At 71.7% G+C, this 15,786-nt stretch carries 16 protein-coding genes and 1 tRNA gene; 12 read left to right on the top strand and 5 right to left on the bottom strand.

Annotation, left to right across the window (positions count from 1 at the left end; genetic code table 11):
- Window positions 1-108 precede the first annotated feature (108 nt).
- A complete protein-coding gene (locus DEJ25_RS00085; protein WP_110903424.1) occupies window positions 109-1,209 on the bottom strand; it encodes an ABC transporter ATP-binding protein in 1,101 nt (366 codons plus the stop codon).
- A 263-nt stretch (window positions 1,210-1,472) separates the two neighbouring features.
- Between DEJ25_RS00085 and DEJ25_RS00080 the strand changes: the two genes are divergently transcribed.
- A complete protein-coding gene (locus tag DEJ25_RS00080) occupies window positions 1,473-2,498 on the top strand; it encodes a thioredoxin domain-containing protein (protein WP_111043395.1) in 1,026 nt (341 codons plus the stop codon).
- 22 nt (window positions 2,499-2,520) lie between these two features.
- Here DEJ25_RS00080 and DEJ25_RS00075 read toward each other — a convergent pair whose 3' ends face one another.
- Window positions 2,521-3,414 (bottom strand): neutral zinc metallopeptidase, encoded by an 894-nt coding sequence (locus DEJ25_RS00075; RefSeq protein WP_111043394.1) that lies wholly within the window; start codon window positions 3,412-3,414, stop codon window positions 2,521-2,523.
- Between the two features lie 125 nt (window positions 3,415-3,539).
- Between DEJ25_RS00075 and DEJ25_RS00070 the strand changes: the two genes are divergently transcribed.
- A complete protein-coding gene (locus DEJ25_RS00070; RefSeq protein ID WP_110903421.1) occupies window positions 3,540-4,481 on the top strand; it encodes a 2-deoxy-5-keto-D-gluconate 6-phosphate aldolase domain-containing protein in 942 nt (313 codons plus the stop codon).
- An 11-nt stretch (window positions 4,482-4,492) separates the two neighbouring features.
- Here the strand turns inward: DEJ25_RS00070 and DEJ25_RS00065 are convergent, their stop codons facing one another.
- Window positions 4,493-5,257: an NAD(P)H-hydrate epimerase gene (locus DEJ25_RS00065; protein ID WP_111043692.1), complete on the bottom strand. Its 765-nt coding sequence runs from the start codon at window positions 5,255-5,257 to the stop codon at window positions 4,493-4,495.
- A 35-nt stretch (window positions 5,258-5,292) separates the two neighbouring features.
- On the opposite strand from DEJ25_RS00065, the gene DEJ25_RS00060 reads away from it, so the two are divergent.
- The 4 genes from DEJ25_RS00060 to DEJ25_RS00045 all read left to right on the top strand — a co-directional run bounded on the left by DEJ25_RS00060 (window position 5,293) and on the right by DEJ25_RS00045 (window position 10,193).
- Window positions 5,293-6,090, top strand: coding sequence for an alpha/beta fold hydrolase (locus DEJ25_RS00060; protein ID WP_111043393.1), 798 nt, complete (start codon window positions 5,293-5,295; stop codon window positions 6,088-6,090).
- Window positions 6,091-6,191: 101 nt separating this feature from the next.
- On the top strand, window positions 6,192-7,223 hold the full coding sequence (locus DEJ25_RS00055; protein WP_110903418.1) for an aldo/keto reductase: 1,032 nt from the start codon (window positions 6,192-6,194) through the stop codon (window positions 7,221-7,223).
- Between the two features lie 275 nt (window positions 7,224-7,498).
- Window positions 7,499-8,833 (top strand): hypothetical protein, encoded by a 1,335-nt coding sequence (locus tag DEJ25_RS00050; RefSeq protein ID WP_146236706.1) that lies wholly within the window; start codon window positions 7,499-7,501, stop codon window positions 8,831-8,833.
- Window positions 8,814-10,193, top strand: a complete 1,380-nt coding sequence (locus tag DEJ25_RS00045; RefSeq protein ID WP_110903415.1) for a hypothetical protein — start codon at window positions 8,814-8,816, stop codon at window positions 10,191-10,193. Before DEJ25_RS00050 ends, DEJ25_RS00045 begins: the two co-directional genes overlap by 20 nt.
- Window positions 10,194-10,226: 33 nt before the next feature.
- Here DEJ25_RS00045 and DEJ25_RS00040 read toward each other — a convergent pair.
- Window positions 10,227-10,299, bottom strand: a tRNA-Thr gene (locus DEJ25_RS00040).
- Between the two features lie 73 nt (window positions 10,300-10,372).
- Window positions 10,373-10,774, bottom strand: a complete 402-nt coding sequence (gene msrB, locus DEJ25_RS00035) for a peptide-methionine (R)-S-oxide reductase MsrB (RefSeq protein ID WP_110903414.1) — start codon at window positions 10,772-10,774, stop codon at window positions 10,373-10,375.
- Between the two features lie 73 nt (window positions 10,775-10,847).
- Here msrB and DEJ25_RS00030 point away from each other — a divergent pair, with 73 nt between their 5' ends.
- The 6 genes from DEJ25_RS00030 (at window position 10,848) to groL (ending at window position 15,689) form a co-directional block, all read left to right on the top strand.
- Window positions 10,848-11,324: a GNAT family N-acetyltransferase gene (locus tag DEJ25_RS00030; protein ID WP_220033144.1), complete on the top strand. Its 477-nt coding sequence runs from the start codon at window positions 10,848-10,850 to the stop codon at window positions 11,322-11,324.
- Window positions 11,324-12,379, top strand: a complete 1,056-nt coding sequence (locus DEJ25_RS00025; protein ID WP_110903412.1) for a DUF2332 family protein — start codon at window positions 11,324-11,326, stop codon at window positions 12,377-12,379. Before DEJ25_RS00030 ends, DEJ25_RS00025 begins: the two co-directional genes overlap by 1 nt.
- Window positions 12,380-12,475: 96 nt before the next feature.
- A complete protein-coding gene (locus DEJ25_RS00020) occupies window positions 12,476-12,775 on the top strand; it encodes a DUF3263 domain-containing protein (RefSeq protein WP_258366198.1) in 300 nt (99 codons plus the stop codon).
- Window positions 12,772-13,371, top strand: coding sequence for a LytR C-terminal domain-containing protein (locus tag DEJ25_RS00015; protein WP_111043392.1), 600 nt, complete (start codon window positions 12,772-12,774; stop codon window positions 13,369-13,371). Before DEJ25_RS00020 ends, DEJ25_RS00015 begins: the two co-directional genes overlap by 4 nt.
- Window positions 13,372-13,623: 252 nt before the next feature.
- A complete protein-coding gene (locus DEJ25_RS00010) occupies window positions 13,624-13,827 on the top strand; it encodes a cold-shock protein (protein WP_056120541.1) in 204 nt (67 codons plus the stop codon).
- A gap of 239 nt (window positions 13,828-14,066) precedes the next feature.
- The gene (gene groL / locus DEJ25_RS00005) at window positions 14,067-15,689 is read left to right on the top strand and encodes a chaperonin GroEL (protein ID WP_111043391.1); all 1,623 of its coding nucleotides are present in this window, start codon (window positions 14,067-14,069) and stop codon (window positions 15,687-15,689) included.
- Window positions 15,690-15,786 lie beyond the last annotated feature (97 nt).

Below are 15,786 nucleotides of genomic sequence, written 5' to 3'. Positions count from 1 at the left end.
ACGGGAGGCGCGGCGCGGGCCCGCACCGCGCCTCCCGTCCCACAGGGGGAACGGCGGGAGCCCGCCACCCGCCTGGTGCGGCGGCTGGCGGGCTCCCGGTGGTGCGGATCAGGCGCTGATGACGGCCTTGTCGTCGAGGCGCTCGCCCGACTCGGCGTCGAACACGTGCACGTGACCCTGCTTCGGGCTCACGACGATCGTGTCACCGATCGAGGGGTGGTTGCGACCGTCGACGCGCGTGACGATGTCGGTGCGCGTGCCGTTCACGTCAGCGTGGCCGTAGAGGTAGCCGTCGGCGCCGAGCTCTTCGACGACGTCGACCGTGACGGGCAGGCCCTCACCGGACTGGGACACGATGATGTCCTCGGGGCGGACGCCCACCGTCACCGAACCCGAGCGGGCGTTCGAGAGGGTGTCGCGGTCGATCGGGTGGTTGAGCGACCCGAAGGTGATGCCGCCCTCGACCACGGAGGCCGGCAGCAGGTTCATGGCCGGCGAGCCGATGAAGCCGGCGACGAACACGTTGTTCGGCTTCTCGTAGAGGTCGCGCGGCGTGCCGACCTGCTGCAGGATGCCGTCCTTGAGCACCGCGATGCGGTCACCCATGGTCAGCGCCTCGGTCTGGTCGTGCGTGACGTAGACCGTGGTGACGCCGAGGCGACGCTGCAGCGACGCGATCTGCGTGCGGGTCTGGACGCGGAGCTTGGCGTCGAGGTTCGACAGCGGCTCGTCCATGAGGAACACCTGCGGCTGACGGACGATCGCGCGGCCCATCGCGACGCGCTGACGCTGACCACCGGAGAGCGCCTTCGGCTTGCGGCCGAGGTACTGCTCGAGGTCCAGCAGCTTGGCTGCCTCCTGCACGCGGGTCGCGCGCTCTTCCTTGCCGACGCCGGCGATCTTGAGCGCGAAGCCCATGTTCTCGGCGACGGTCATGTGCGGGTACAGCGCGTAGTTCTGGAACACCATCGCGATGTCGCGGTCCTTCGGCGGGACGTCGGTGACGTCGCGGTCGCCGATGCGGATGGCGCCGGAGTTGACCTCTTCGAGGCCGGCGAGCATGCGCAGGGACGTGGACTTGCCACAGCCCGAGGGGCCGACGAGGACGAGGAACTCGCCGTCGGCGACGTCCAGGTCGAGGGAGTCCACCGCGGGGCGGTTGCCTCCGGGGTACAGACGGGTTGCCTTGTCATAGGTGACGGACGCCATGAGCGTTCGGTCCTCTCCACCGGCAGGTACGTGCCGGACGATCCGTAGTGAAGCGACGACCCGCGAGGGCCGGCGGATGGTCGCCGTCGACCATCGCTGCTCATACAACACGAGTTCTCGGACCGGCGCCAGTGCGCAGCTGCCGGTACCCCGGGCATTCCCTGCTGGTTGGCTGGTTCCCATCGGCCGCCACTACAATCGGCGGGTCCGTCCGCCGACCGGGGGGAGGCCGAGCGGACACCGACCAGGAGGACAGCCGCCCGATGACCAACCGCCCTGAAGGTGACGACCGCGCTCGCGACGACGATGCTCGCGATGACCGTGCTCGCGACGAGCGTGCTCGCGACGACCGCCCTCGCGAGGACCGCGCCGGTGCCGCTCGTGCCGAACCGAACGCTCGTCGTGCCGCTGCCCGCGAGCGAGCCCAGCGCACCCGAGCCCAGCAGAAGCGTCGCCAGCGTGGTGCCCGACTGGGGCTGCAGATCGGACTCGGCGTGGTGCTCGTCGCCGCCGCCACCATCGTGACGCTCGTCCTCGTGAACTCCTCGCGTCCCGCCGGCCCCGGCCCGGACACGATGGCCGACGGTGGCATCACCATCAGCACCGGTCTGAAGGCCGTCGACCCGGGCGCCGCGTCGAGCGGGCCGTCCGCGGGGGAGACCGCCTCGGCGGACCCGGTGCGGATCACCCTGTACGTCGACTACCTCTGCCCGATCTGCGGCGCGTTCGAGTCGACGAACAGCGAGTACATCGAGGGCCTGGTCGACTCGGGGGCCGCGACGATCGACATCCACCCCGTCGCGATCCTGTCGAACCGTTCGCAGGGCACGAAGTACTCGCTCCGTGCGGCGAACGCGGCGGCCTGCGTGGCGCAGGAGTCGCCTGACTCGTTCTTCGCCGTGAACAAGGCCCTGTTCGCGAAGCAGCCGGAAGAGGGCACGCCGGGCCTGACGGACGAGCAGCTCGCCTCGGTGATCACGAGCGTCCCGGGTGTCCGGCACGGCTCCACGATCGAGTCCTGCATCGACGACCAGCGCTACGGCAAGTGGGTCGACGAGCGCACCACCGCGGTGACCGGTGGGGACATCCCCGGCTCCGATCTGACGACCTTCCCGGGGACCCCGCTGGTGCTCGTCAACGGTCAGCAGTACCAGTACACGACCGCGTCGACGAACGACGAGTTCCGCACGTTCGTGGTCGGGGCCGCCGGCAGCACCGAGTCCACCCCGACCCCGACGCCGAGCAGCTCGTCGTCGGAGACCCCGTCCGCCTCCGCCACCTCGGACTGACCGGCCCGGCCGGCCGCCCGACCTAGAGCGACGAGCCGGCGACGCTCAGGGTGTCGCAGCTCGTCGCCCCGCGCTCGTAGCCGCGCTCGAACCACCGCTGCCGCTGCGCGCTGGACCCGTGCGTGAACGAGTCGGGGTCGACCTGTCCGGTCGCCTTCTCCTGGATGCTGTCGTCACCCACGGCGCTGGCGGCGGACAGGGCGTCGGCGATCTGGGCGCGGGTCACCGGCTCGAAGAACGTCGAACCGTCGGCCGCCTTCGTGGTCGCCGCGTCCCCGACCCACGCCCCGGCGTAGCAGTCCGCCTGCAGCTCGACTCGGACGCTGCCGGACGAGGCGCCGGTGCCGCTCCGGTCGGTGTCGGCGAAGGTGCCCTGGAGCTGCTGCACGTGGTGGCCCCACTCGTGTGCGACGACGTACATCTGTGCGAGCGGACCGCCCGAGGACCCGTAGGTCGACTTCAGGTCGTCGTAGAACGCGGTGTCCAGGAAGATCGCCCGGTCCGGCGGGCAGTAGAACGGCCCGGTCGCCGCCGACGCGGTGCCGCACCCGGTGTCGGTCGACCCGTCGAACAGGAAGAAGTCGGGTGTCGAGTACGACGTCCCGAGCTGTTGCGACTCGGAGCTCCAGTAGGCATCGAGCGACTCGGCGGCGCCCTCCATCCGGCACTCGACGTCGGCGTTGGCGTCGCGGCCGGTCTGGCACTCGGTGATCGGTGTGGCCTCGACGCCGCCCTGTTGGATCGGGGTGAGACCGCTCCCGCCGCCGACCAACCCGCCGATGTCGACGCCGGTGAACTGCGCGATGAGGAACACCACGATCGCGGTGACTCCGGCCGCGCCGCCGCCGATGGCCGTGTTGCGCCCGCGGCGCTTGACCTTGCCGCCCTGCAGCCGGGTGTCGTCGTTGAACGTCATGCTCCGAACGTACGGACGATCGGCCGACGCCGCCCGGAAATACGACGCCGCCCGGAACCACGACGCCGCCCGGAACCACTCCGACCCGAACCGAGGGGGAGCGCCGACGGAGTAGACCGGGGCACATGCCGATCCTCGACGAGACCCACCCCCTGTTCCTCCTCGCGATGGACCAGCGGTCCTCGCTCCTGAAGCACACGTACGACGAGGACTCGGGTGAGCCCGCGGACGAGGCCGAGGCCGAACGGGTCCGCGCCGGCAAGCAGCTCGTCTACCGCGGGGTCCTCACCGCCCTCGCCGCAGGAGCCTCCCGGGAGCGCACCGGCGTGCTGGTCGATGAGCTGTACGGCGCCGACGTCGCCCGACTGGTCAAGGAAGCCGGGCTGCAGCTCGCCATGCCGATCGAACGATCCGGCCGCGAGTGGTTCGAACTCGAGTACGGCGACGACTGGGTCGCGCACGTCGACGCCTTCGACCCGGACTGGGTGAAGGTGCTGGTCCGGGACAACCCCGCGTTCGACGCCGACTCCCGTGAGCAGCAGGCGCGCGCGCTCGCCGACGTCGCGGCCACCCTGCACGACGCCGGTCGCCCGTTCCTCGTGGAGCTCCTCGTGCCGGGCACCGACGAGCAGACGGCATCGGTCGACGACTACGACCGTGACCTCCGCCCGGACCTCGTCGTCCAGGTGCTCGAGTTCCTGCAGGACCACGGGGTCGAGGCGGACGTCTGGAAGCTCGAGGGCCTGGACCGTCGAGAGGACGCCGAACGCGTCGTCGCGACCGCCCGCCGCGGTGGCCGCGACAGCGTGCAGTGCATCGTCCTCGGCCGGGACGCCCCGCAGGAGCAGCTCGACGCGTGGTTGCGCACCGCTGCACCGGTGGACGGCTTCGTCGGGTTCGCGATCGGCCGGAGCAACTGGGAGGAGCCGCTCGAGGACGTGGTCCGCGAGCACCTGGACACCGAGGCGGCCGAGCAGCTCATCGCAGCCAACTACCGGCACTTCGTCGACACCTGGCTGGAGGCCCGTGGCGACGTCGAGCACGGGGTCGACGCCGGCGCGGTCTGACGCGGGACAGGTCAGGTGCGGATCAGCGGCTCCACCGCCGCCAGGTCCGCACCGATCCCGACATCGACGAGTTCGATCCGTCCGGCGAGCGTCGCCGCTGGGCCCCGGAGCAGCCCGGCCTTCACCCCGCCGAACGTGACGGTGACGTCCGCGTGCAGCACGTGGTCGTCCGCGATGCCGCCGGTGTCCACGTCGATCCCACTCGGCACGTCCACCGCCACCACGAACGGCGCCCGCTGTTCCCGCGCCAACTCGCGGAGGCCCGCCACGACCTCACGCGCCGGCGACCGCAGGGGTCCGCCGCCGCCGATGCCCAGGACGCCGTCGAGGACCAGGTCCGCCTCCAGCGCGGCCTCGCGGGCGATCTGCGCCAGCCGCTCACCGACCGGGGTCATCGCCGCGTGCAGGATGTCCGCAGCACCCGCTGCGGAACCGGACGCCCCGTCCGCGACCGGGTCCTCCAGGAGGTGCGCCCCGGCCTCGCGGGCCGCTGCCAGGCCCGCCTCGTGGACGCGTGAGCCGACGCGCAGGACCGTGACGCGCCTCCCGGCCGTCGCCAGGCGCGCACCTGCGAACAGGGCGTCCCCGCCGTTGTCACCGCTGCCGGCGAGGACCAGCACCGACCCCGGACCGTCACCCGGACGCACCGCCGGGTCGTCGAGCAGATCGCCGACGATCGTCGCCAACCCGTCCGCGGCCCGCTGCATGAGGGGCTCGCCCGCCTCCAGGTGCGGTCGTTCCGCCGCACGGATCTGATCGCCGCCGTAGCCGTCCATGCCAGCCACTGTGCCCCCGGTACCCTGGGCAGGCCATGTCACTCGTCCCCGAAGCGCCCCGCCCCCGGGTGGTCATGTCCCCGGACGGCCTGCCGCTCGCCACCTACGACTTCGGTGACCCGGACGCGCCAGCGGTCGTCGCCGTGCACGGATTCGCCTCCGGAGCGCTGCTGAACTGGCACGCCTCCGGATGGACCCGCGACCTGGTCCGCGCCGGACGCCGGGTGATCGCGTTCGACCAGCGCGGCCACGGCGCCAGCGGGAAGCCACACGAGCCGCACAGCTACTCGATGGACCTGCTGGTCGACGACGTCTCCGCCGTCATCGACACGTACCTGCTCGACGACGTCGCGTTCCTCGGGTACTCGCTCGGCGCCCGCGTCGGCTGGCACACCGCCGAACGGATGAGCGACCGGATCTCGCGCGCCGTGCTCGGCGGGATCCCCGACGCCGACCCCATGCGGCGCGTGCGCGTCGACCATGCCCGGGCGTTCATCACCGACGGCACACCGGTGGCGGACCGCGTCACCGACGGGTACCTGACCATGGCGGCCGGCATCGAGGGCAACGACCTCCGCGCGCTCGTCGCGATGGTCGAGGGGATGCGGGACAGCATCGAGCCGACGCCCGAGAACGCGCCGACACAGCCGCTGCTGCTCGCCGCGGGCAGCGCGGACGGCATCAAGGACAGTGCGCAGCGGCTCGCCGAGACGGCGCCGCACGCGACCTTCTTCGAGATCCCGGGGCGGAACCACTTCAACGCCCCGACGTCGCGGCACTTCCGGGAGGCGGCGATCGCGTTCCTGGGGGACGGCCTGTCCGGCGGCCGCTGACGTCGGCGATCGCGTTCCTGGGCGACGGCCTGTCCGGCGGCAGCTGACGGGTACTCGTGGGCCCTCCCGCTGCGGAGGCCGCGCGGCGTAGCGTCCGCCGCATGGAACACAGACTCCTCGGCAACAGCGGGACAGTGGTGTCATCGCTGACCCTCGGCACCATGACGTTCGGCAGCGAAGCCGACGAACCCACCTCCCACGCCATCATCGACGCCTTCGTGGCCGGCGGCGGCACCTTCATCGACACCGCGGACGTGTACTCGGGCAACGAGTCCGAGCGCATCATCGGCCGCTGGCTCCAGGCACACCCCACCGAGGCGCAGCAGGTCGTCCTCGCCACCAAGGGCCGCTTCCCGCAGGGCGACGGTCCGAACGACCTCGGCCTGTCGCGCCGACACCTGCGCGTCGCGCTCGACGCCTCGTTGGAGCGGCTCGGCGTCGACCACATCGACCTCTACCAGATGCACGCGTGGGACGCCCTGACCCCGATCGAGGAGACCCTGCGCTTCCTCGACGACGCCGTCTCGGCCGGCAAGATCGGGTCCTACGGGTTCTCGAACTACCTCGGCTACCAGGTCACGAAGGCCGTCTACGAGGCGAAGGCGCACGGCTGGGCACCCCCCGTCACCCTGCAGCCGCAGTACAACCTGCTCGTCCGCGACATCGAGCACGAGGTCGTGCCCGCCTGCCTCGACGCCGGCATCGGCCTGCTGCCGTGGTCGCCGCTCGCCGGTGGCTGGCTGTCCGGCAAGTACCAGCGTGACGAGGCCCCGACCGGCTCGACGCGTCTGGGGGAGGACCCGAAGCGCGGCATGGAGGCGTGGGAGGCCCGCAACGCCGACGAGCGCACCTGGCAGGTGCTCGACGTGGTGTCCGGCGTCGCCGAGGCGCACGGTGCCTCGCGATCCCAGGTGTCCCTCGCCTGGCTGCTCGCCCGCCCGGCCGTGACCAGCGTCATCCTCGGTGCCCGGACGGTCGAGCAGCTGCAGGACAACCTCGGTGCAGCGGCCCTGGTGCTCGAGGACGCCGAGCTCCGGGCCCTCACCGACGCCAGCGCACCCCGGGTGGACGACTACCCGTACGGCACGGCCGGCGTCGCGCAGCGCGAGCGGAAGATCAGCGGCGGCCGCTGAACAGGCGCCCCGGGCAGGGCGGATCCGCGGTGCTGCCCGCCGGATGATGCGGGAAACCGCTGATGTCGTCCGGCGGCGTGGACCCGGTGGTCCTGCGGATGTCAGGATCGACGCACGGCCGGCTGGTTACCGCGCCGAGCGCCGGGAACGCCCCTGATCCGTGTTCCACCCGCGCCGGAGCCCCGAGCGACCTGGTCGCTCGGGGCTCTGCTCATGCCAGGGTGCTGCTCATGCACGGGCGCTCCTCGCGGCCGGGCGGCTGCTAGCGTCCTGTGGTGCTCGAAACGACCCCCGTCCCGGTCGACGTCCGTCGTCGGCGCGCCCTGACGCACCCGATCCTGACGTGGGTCGTCGCAGCCGTGCTCGCTGTCGCCTCGAGCCTGTGGATGTGGCACCGGCTCGGCTGGCCGACCCGGGGGATCGCCTGGGCCGAGGACTCCGGCGTCTTCCTCAACGAGCGGCTGGAGCTCGGTGCCGTGCCGTCGCTGCTCCACCCGTACAGCGGCTACCTGCACCTGGTCCCGCGGATCGTGGTGGACGCGGCCGTCGCGCTCTGGCCGATCGAGGACTACGCGATGGTCGTCACGGCCCTGTCCTGCTGCGTGATCGGCATCGTCAGCGTGACCGTGTTCGTCCTGGCGCGGGACGTCGTCCGGTCGGCACCGCTCCGGGCGCTCCTGGCGGTCGTGCCCGCGATCGCGCCGATGGGTGTCGTCGAGATCGCCGGCAACACCGCGAACCTGCACTGGTACCTGCTCTTCCTGGCGCCCTGGGTCTTCGCGTTCCGGCCGCGGTCCTGGTGGAGCAGCGCGAGCATGGCCGTCGCCGCGCTCGCCATCACCCTGACCGAGATACAGGCGGCCCTCTTCGTGCCGCTCTTCCTGTTCGGGTTCCGGAGCCGCCGGGGTGTCCCGGTCCTGGCCGCCGCGTTCCTGGGGCTCGCCGCGCAGGCCGCCACGACCCTCCAGGCACCGCGTCCGCGGACCCCGAGCGACGCGAGCCCGCTCGACATCGCCGCGGGATTCCTCGCGCAACCCGTCGCCGGCTCGTGGAACGGGGACGTGCGGGAGGTCGGCGTCACGATCGTGCACCTCGGGTGGTGGGTCGTCGTCGTGCCGGCGGTCGTGGTGCTGGCGGTGCTCGTCCTCGGACTGGTGCGACGAGGAGGAGCGAGCCGGTGGATGATCGTCGCGCTCGGCGCCGCGCCCGCCGTGCTCTGGGTCGCTGCCCTGCGGGTGAACGCCGTCCCGAGCATGTTCGCGGAGTGGAACGAGGCCTCGTTCCAGCGGTTCGGCCCCTACCGGTACGCCGCCGCGGCGTCGATGTTCCTGCTGGCCGCGGTCGTCGTCGCCGCGGACGTCTGCATCGGCCGCGGCCGTGTGGTGCTGCCGGTGCTCGGCTGGGTCCTCGTCGCGAGCGTCGTCGCCGCGGGCGTCCTCAACGTCCACGCCGAGACCCGACGGGCTGACGGACCGGTCTGGTCCACCCAGGTGCAGCGACAGGGCGCGGCCGTCTGCTCAGCCGACCCGGACGGGACGGTGCGCATCGAAGCGTCGCCGCGTCCGCGCCTGTGGACGGCAGAGGTGCCCTGTGCTCGGCTCGAGCACTAGCCCGTCCCCAGCCGGCCGCCCGATCCGGGCCGCGGTCGTCGCACTGGTCGTGCTGGTGCTCGCGACGGCCACCGCCTGGTTCCGCCTGGACCCGGTGCAACGGGCGACGCTGTGGGCAGAGGACGGCCGGGACTTCGTCTCCGCGGACATGGTCGACGGGTTCGGCGCCACCCTCTTCCGGCCGTTCGGCGGCTACCTGCAGGTCGTCCCGCGCCTCGTCGCCGCGGTCAGCAGCACGATCGCCCGCCCGGAGCACCTCGCCCAGACGGTCACGCTGCTCTCGTGTGCGGTGGTCGGTGCCGTGAGCGCGCTGCTGTACCTGTACGGTCGCACGATGCTGCGGAGCCCGGTGGCAACGTTCCTGCTCGCGGCCGTGCCCCCGCTGATCCCGACCGCGCCACGTGAGGCGCTCGGGACGATGAACAACCTGCACTCGTTCCTGCTGCTCCTGGTCCCCGTCGTCCTCCTGGTCGTGCCGCGGTCCTGGTGGACGTCGGCCGCGACCGCCGTCCTGGTCGCCGTCGTCGTGCTCAGCGAGACGCAGGCGCTGCTCTTCGCCCCGCTGCTCCTGGCCGGGATCCGCCGACGCGAGAAGTGGCCGGTCGCCGCCGCGTTCCTCCTGGCCGGCGCCGCGCAGGTCGTCACGGCGGTGCAGTACCCCCGCCCGTCGATCAGCTACGGGTCGGCGACGCCCGTGACGCTCGCGGACGTCGTCGTCGGCTTCGTCACCGTCCCGCTGACCACGGTGTGGACCACCCGGCTCGGGTCGGTGGGCGGCCTGATCAGCGCCTCGGGGATGACCCCGATCGTCGTGCTCACCGTCGTCTGCGTCGCGGTGGCCGTGGCGGGCATCGTCTGCGGTGGTGTGGTGCACCGGTGGCTCGTCCCCGCGACGGTCCTCGGGGCGGCGGCGCTCTGGTCGGCCGCGCTCCTGGTCACCCCGGCCGGCGGGTTCGCGTTCACCGAGGGTGTGGCGGACCACGTCGCTCACTTCGGCACGATCCGCTACGCGACGGTGAGCTCCGGGTTCCTGCTGCTCGCACTGGTGGTCACCGCCGACGCGCTGTGGTGCCCGGCCCGTGCTCGTGTCCCGGATCGGGGCCAGCGCCGGGCATGGATCCGTCGCGGCGCGGCCGTCGTGGTCGCCCTGGCGGTCGCGGTCCCGCTCGTGGTCAACGTCCACGACACCGGCCACGCCACCCGGTCCGACGGCCCGACGATCACGTCGCAGGTGCCCGCCGCGCGCGCCACGTGTGTGAGCCGCGGCGCCGACGGACGGGGGACCGCACTGCTCCGACAGTCGCCGGACCGATCGCCGTGGACCGTCACGCTGACGTGCGGGTACCTGCAGCGTCGGTGACCGTCGGACGGGGACCGCGCGCGTGGACCTGAGGGCCGGCAGCGGGACTTGAACCCGCAACCCCCGTATTACAAGTACGGTGCGCTACCAATTGCGCCATGCCGGCTGACCCGCCCATCGTACCGGGCAGGACACGACGACGGCGCCCGAGCCGCAGCCCGGGCGCCGTCGCCTGTTCGCTACTCCTCCGCCGAGAAGTTGAGCGAGATCGAGTTCATGCAGTAGCGGTCGCCCGTAGGGGTCCCGAAGCCGTCCGGGAACACGTGGCCGAGGTGCCCGCCGCAGTTCGCGCAGCGGACCTCGGTGCGCGCCATACCGAGGGACTTGTCCTCGATGAGCTGCACCGCTGCCGGGTCGACCGACTCGTAGAACGAGGGCCAGCCGCAGCCGGAGTCGAACTTCGTGCCGCTCTTGAACAGTTCCGCGCCACACGCCGCACACGTGTAGACCCCGGCACGCTCCTCGTCGAGGAGCTCACCCGTCCACGGGCGCTCCGTCCCGGCCTGGCGGAGCACGGCGTACTGGTCCGGCGAGAGCTCCTCGCGCCACTGGGCGTCGGACTTGTCGACGTTGTATGCCATGTGCGTACCTCCTGGTTCCGACCGGGACTCGTGTCCACCGGTCATCGTGCGTCAGATCAGTAAACTCCGGGGGATGTCCGGTCATTCCGTCCACCACGCTCGCTGGGAACACCTGACGACCGACGAACTGTACGACATCGTGCGGCTGCGGAACCGGGTGTTCGCCCTCGAACAACGGGTCACCGCCGAGGACTTCGACGGCCGCGACCGCGAGCCCGACACCGAGCACTGGTGGTCCGGCACCCCGGACGCGCCGGCCACCGGCTACCTCCGCCTGGTCCGCCCGGCAGGGGACGAGCCGCACCCCGACGGCACCGATGCCCCGACCCGGGTGATCGGCCGGGTCGCCACCCACCCGGACCACCGCGGCCAGGGCGTCGCCGGCCGGTTGGTCGCCGCAGCGCTCGCCGAACACGGGCACGAGGCGTTCGTGCTGCACGCCCAGCAGTACGTCGCCGCGCTCTACGAACGCCACGGCTTCGTCCGCTTCGGCGTCCCCTACGACGAGGCCGGCATCACCCACGTCGGCATGTACCGCCCGGCGTCCTGATGGACACCCGCGAGCGCTACCGCACCTACGCGGACCGGATCGCGTCCGTCTCGCCCGCCTACGCCGGCTGGGCCGACTCCCTGGACGACGACCTCGTCGCGCTCCTGGACGAGGTCCCCGAGACACAGCGTCAGCCGGAACTGCTCTTCGCGGTCGCACGACGGCTCGGCGCCGACCCGATGGACGCCGGTTCGCTCCGCGCACTCGGCCGGGAGGCCCGCCCCGCCCTGGTCGCGGCCCTCACCACCGCCACCGTGCAGGCCAACGACCCGCGTCGGCTCGCCCCCGTCGTCCCGGTGCTCGCTGCGCTCGCCGCGGCGTCCGACCGGCCGCTCGGGCTGGTCGACGTCGGAGCCGCCGCCGGGCTCTGCTCGATCCCGGACCGGGTGACGCTCGACCACCGGCAACGCGCCCCGGAACGGACGTCGCGCCCCCTCGTGATGGGGCGCGACGTCCGTACCGGGGCGCTCGACCCGCTCGTCCGGATGCACACCGCCGTGCCCGGGCCGGCGGTGCACCTCGTCGCGGACGTCACCGGGACGCCGCCGGACCCCGCCGCGACGTCGATCCGGATCGGTGCGCGCATCGCCCTCGACCCGAACCCGATCGACCCGACGGCACCGGGAGCGCTCGAGCGACTCGCCGAGGCCGTCCCGCCCGAGGCGACGGACCGGACCGCCCTGATGGCGGAGGCATTGCGGGCGACGGTGGTCGAGCCTCCCGTCCGGATCCGTGGCAGGGTGCCGGAGGACCTGGACCGGGCGCTCGATGCGCTGCCGGACGACTGCGAACCGGTCGTCCTCACGACGGGGACGCTCGTCTACGTGCCCGGCGCCGGACGGCAGCGCTTGGTCGACCGGCTCCGTGAACGCGACGTGCGGTGGGTGGCGCTGGAGCGGACCGGCATCCTCGCCGGGGTCGCCGCGACGCTGCCGGAGGACGTGGACCCCGCGGACCCGGACGCGTTCGCGACGCTGTCCCTCGACGGCCGGGCGCTCGCCGTGTCGGACGCCTTCGGGACCCGGGTCCGGTGGTTCGGCCGCACGCTCCGCTGAGCGGGTTCCGCGACAGTCCAGCGCCGTGCCAGGGTCGACCTGCCGAGCGCCCCTACGATGTGCGAGACCTGCAACCCGTCCGCGATCGGAACCACAGTGACCGCCCTCCCCACCGACGAGCTCACCGAGCTCGCCAAGCACGTGCTCGCGTTCGAGCACGAGCGGGCACGGCACGACCGGACGAAGGAAGCGGAGATCCGCGTCGAGTTCGACATGTCGCCGACGCGGTACTACCAGGTGTTGAACCGGGTGATCGACTCTCCGGCTGCCCTGGCGTACGACCCGCAGCTGGTCACCCGGCTGCAGCGTCTCCGCCGGGCCCGGACGAGTGCCCGCGCTGCCCGCAGCTTCGTCGCGCCCCCGGCCGACCACGAAGGACGTGAAGAGGAACGATGACGAGATTCCCGCGAGACCGGTTCGACGACGTCACCGACGGCCCCCGGGTCGGGGCGCACCGCGGTGCTGCCCGTCGGGGTGGTGGATGGATCGTGTTCGCGTGGGCGGCCCTCGCGACAGGTGTCCTCGTGGGCGTCGGTGTGCTCGTGCTCGCACTCGCCAACGGCAGTTTCCAGTTCACCGAGGGCAGTGGCGGAGCGACGTCGGCCCCGTCGTCGTCGGCGTCCTCGACCCCGACCGGCGGTGCGTCGGCCAGTCCGGAGCCGTCGGGCGAGGCGTCCACCTCCGCGCCGGCTGCCGCCGCGTCCCCGTCCGACCAGGGCGCGACGACCCTCGTGGTGCTGAACGGGACCTCGACCACGGGCCTCGCCGCGAACGCCTCCACGAAGCTCACCGGTGCCGGGTGGAAGGTGACCTCCACGGGCGACGCCGGCACCACGGGGTCGACGCAGACCATCGTCTACTACCAGCAGGAGTCGCAGGCAGCGCTCGCGGAGGGCATCGCGCAGTCGCTCGGGACCTCCGCGGTGCAGCAGTCGGCGGCCTTCCCGAACGCCGACGTGTCGGTCGTCCTCGGAGCCGACTACACCGGCTGAGCGTGCTGTTCCGGGGCTCTGTGTTTCCGGCACGTTGCGGATGGTGGATCGCTCCGTGAAATACGTGTCACACCCCTTGCCGAAATCGTGACACTCGGTCAGAGTCACGAGTGGTCATCCCGTGGTCGCGACAGGTCCTCACTTCAGAGGGGATGTCGCGCGATCGGGAGAGGCGACACGGCCTCGGACCCGACGGCACCATTTGCGATGGTGGCGTCGTTCGCACCAGCAGTACCGCAGGGAGCAAGGAACATGGCCAACGGAACCGTGAAGTGGTTCAACGCCGAGAAGGGCTTCGGCTTCATCACCGTGGATGGAGGGGGCCAGGACGTGTTCGTGCACTACTCGGCCATCGACATGAACGGCTACAAGGTCCTCGAGGAGGGCCAGGCAGTGACGTTCGACGTCGGGACCGGGTCGAAGGGCCCGCAGGCCGAGTCGGTCCGTCCCGCCTGAGTCGCAGAACCGCTCACGAACGCGTCGTCCCTCCGGGGGCGGCGCGTTCGTCGTCTGGCGGCCGTCGTCCCGGTCGCCGCGCGGGTGGGCGTCGGGTGGGCCGACCTGTGGAAGCGGGGCGAGCCTCCCGACTGTGTTGCACTCTCGGGTGGCGAGTGCCAGAATCGGGCTTGGCACTCGGTCACACTGAGTGCCAGAACGACCCCGATGACGACGTCCGGGAGGGACGAAGAACTCACATGGCAAAGATCATTGCTTTCAACGAAGAGGCCCGACGCGGCCTCGAGCGCGGCCTCAACCAGCTGGCCGACGCCGTGAAGGTGACGCTCGGCCCGCGCGGCCGCAACGTCGTCCTCGAGAAGAAGTGGGGCGCCCCCACGATCACGAACGACGGTGTCTCCATCGCCAAGGAGATCGAGCTCGACGACCCGTACGAGAAGATCGGTGCGGAGCTCGTCAAGGAGGTCGCCAAGAAGACCGACGACGTCGCCGGTGACGGTACGACCACCGCAACGGTGCTCGCCCAGGCGCTCGTCCGCGAAGGCCTCCGCAACGTGGCCGCCGGTGCCGACCCCATCTCCCTGAAGCGCGGCATCGAGAAGGCCGTCGAGGCCGTCTCGGCCCAGCTGCTCGCCGACGCCAAGGAGATCGAGACCAAGGACCAGATCGCCGCCACCGCGTCGATCTCGGCCGCTGACCCGACCATCGGCGCGCTCATCGCCGAGGCCATCGACAAGGTCGGCAAGGAAGGTGTCGTCACCGTCGAGGAGTCGAACACCTTCGGCACCGAGCTCGAGCTGACCGAGGGCATGCGCTTCGACAAGGGCTACCTGTCGCAGTACTTCGTCACGGACCCCGAGCGTCAGGAAGCCGTCTTCGAGGACGCTTACATCCTGATCGTCAACTCGAAGATCTCGAACATCAAGGACCTCCTGCCGGTCGTCGACAAGGTGATCCAGGCGGGCAAGCAGCTCCTGATCATCGCCGAGGACGTCGACGGCGAAGCCCTCGCGACCCTCGTCGTGAACAAGATCCGCGGCATCTTCAAGTCCGTCGCCGTCAAGGCCCCGGGCTTCGGCGACCGCCGCAAGGCCATGCTGCAGGACATCGCGATCCTCACCGGCGGCCAGGTCATCTCGGAAGAGGTCGGCCTCAAGCTCGAGAACGCGACGCTCGACCTCCTCGGTCGTGCCCGCAAGGTCGTCATCACCAAGGACGAGACCACGATCGTCGAGGGTGCCGGCGACGCCGAGCAGATCGCCGGCCGCGTGCGTCAGATCCGCTCCGAGATCGAGGCGACCGACTCCGACTACGACCGCGAGAAGCTCCAGGAGCGCCTCGCGAAGCTCGCCGGTGGCGTCGCCGTCATCAAGGCGGGTGCCGCGACCGAGGTCGAGCTCAAGGAGCGCAAGCACCGCATCGAGGACGCCGTTCGCAACGCGAAGGCAGCCGTCGAAGAGGGCATCGTCGCCGGTGGTGGCGTCGCCCTCATCCAGGCCGGCAAGGTCGCGCTCGACTCGCTCACCCTCGAGGGTGACGAGGCGACCGGTGCGAACATCGTCCGCGTCGCCATCGACGCCCCGCTCAAGCAGATCGCGCTGAACGCCGGTCTCGAGCCGGGTGTCGTGGCCGCCAAGGTCCGCGAGCTCGAGTCCGGTTGGGGCCTCAACGCCGCGACCGGCGAGTACGTCGACCTGATCGCCACGGGCATCATCGACCCCGCCAAGGTCACGCGTTCGGCGCTGCAGAACGCTGCGTCGATCGCCGGTCTGTTCCTCACGACCGAGGCCGTCGTCGCCGACAAGCCGGAGAAGACCCCGGCCATGCCGGCCGGCGACCCCACGGGTGGCATGGACTTCTAGTCCGGACCTGCTCGGCAAGGGCCCTCGTACGCTTCGCGTGCGGGGGCCCTTCCGCGTGCGCGGGTGCGGGCGCGGAAGGGCCCCCGCACGCGAAGCG

This window comes from Curtobacterium sp. MCPF17_011 (assembly GCF_003234145.1).
Lineage (GTDB): Bacteria > Actinomycetota > Actinomycetes > Actinomycetales > Microbacteriaceae > Curtobacterium.
This window is presented reverse-complemented; position numbering and strand designations above follow the sequence as displayed.

Excerpts from the sequence above, each read along its gene's own strand:
- DEJ25_RS00085 (WP_110903424.1), bottom strand. The coding sequence starts at position 1,209 with ATGGCGTCCGTCACCTATGACAAGGCAACCCGTCTGTACCCCGGAGGC.
- DEJ25_RS00080 (WP_111043395.1), top strand. The coding sequence starts at position 1,473 with ATGACCAACCGCCCTGAAGGTGACGACCGCGCTCGCGACGACGATGCT.
- DEJ25_RS00075 (WP_111043394.1), bottom strand. The coding sequence starts at position 3,414 with ATGACGTTCAACGACGACACCCGGCTGCAGGGCGGCAAGGTCAAGCGC.
- DEJ25_RS00070 (WP_110903421.1), top strand. The coding sequence starts at position 3,540 with ATGCCGATCCTCGACGAGACCCACCCCCTGTTCCTCCTCGCGATGGAC.
- DEJ25_RS00065 (WP_111043692.1), bottom strand. The coding sequence starts at position 5,257 with ATGGACGGCTACGGCGGCGATCAGATCCGTGCGGCGGAACGACCGCAC.
- DEJ25_RS00060 (WP_111043393.1), top strand. The coding sequence starts at position 5,293 with ATGTCACTCGTCCCCGAAGCGCCCCGCCCCCGGGTGGTCATGTCCCCG.
- DEJ25_RS00055 (WP_110903418.1), top strand. The coding sequence starts at position 6,192 with ATGGAACACAGACTCCTCGGCAACAGCGGGACAGTGGTGTCATCGCTG.
- msrB (WP_110903414.1), bottom strand. The coding sequence starts at position 10,774 with ATGGCATACAACGTCGACAAGTCCGACGCCCAGTGGCGCGAGGAGCTC.
- DEJ25_RS00030 (WP_220033144.1), top strand. The coding sequence starts at position 10,848 with ATGTCCGGTCATTCCGTCCACCACGCTCGCTGGGAACACCTGACGACC.
- DEJ25_RS00025 (WP_110903412.1), top strand. The coding sequence starts at position 11,324 with ATGGACACCCGCGAGCGCTACCGCACCTACGCGGACCGGATCGCGTCC.
- DEJ25_RS00015 (WP_111043392.1), top strand. The coding sequence starts at position 12,772 with ATGACGAGATTCCCGCGAGACCGGTTCGACGACGTCACCGACGGCCCC.
- DEJ25_RS00010 (WP_056120541.1), top strand. The coding sequence starts at position 13,624 with ATGGCCAACGGAACCGTGAAGTGGTTCAACGCCGAGAAGGGCTTCGGC.
- groL (WP_111043391.1), top strand. The coding sequence starts at position 14,067 with ATGGCAAAGATCATTGCTTTCAACGAAGAGGCCCGACGCGGCCTCGAG.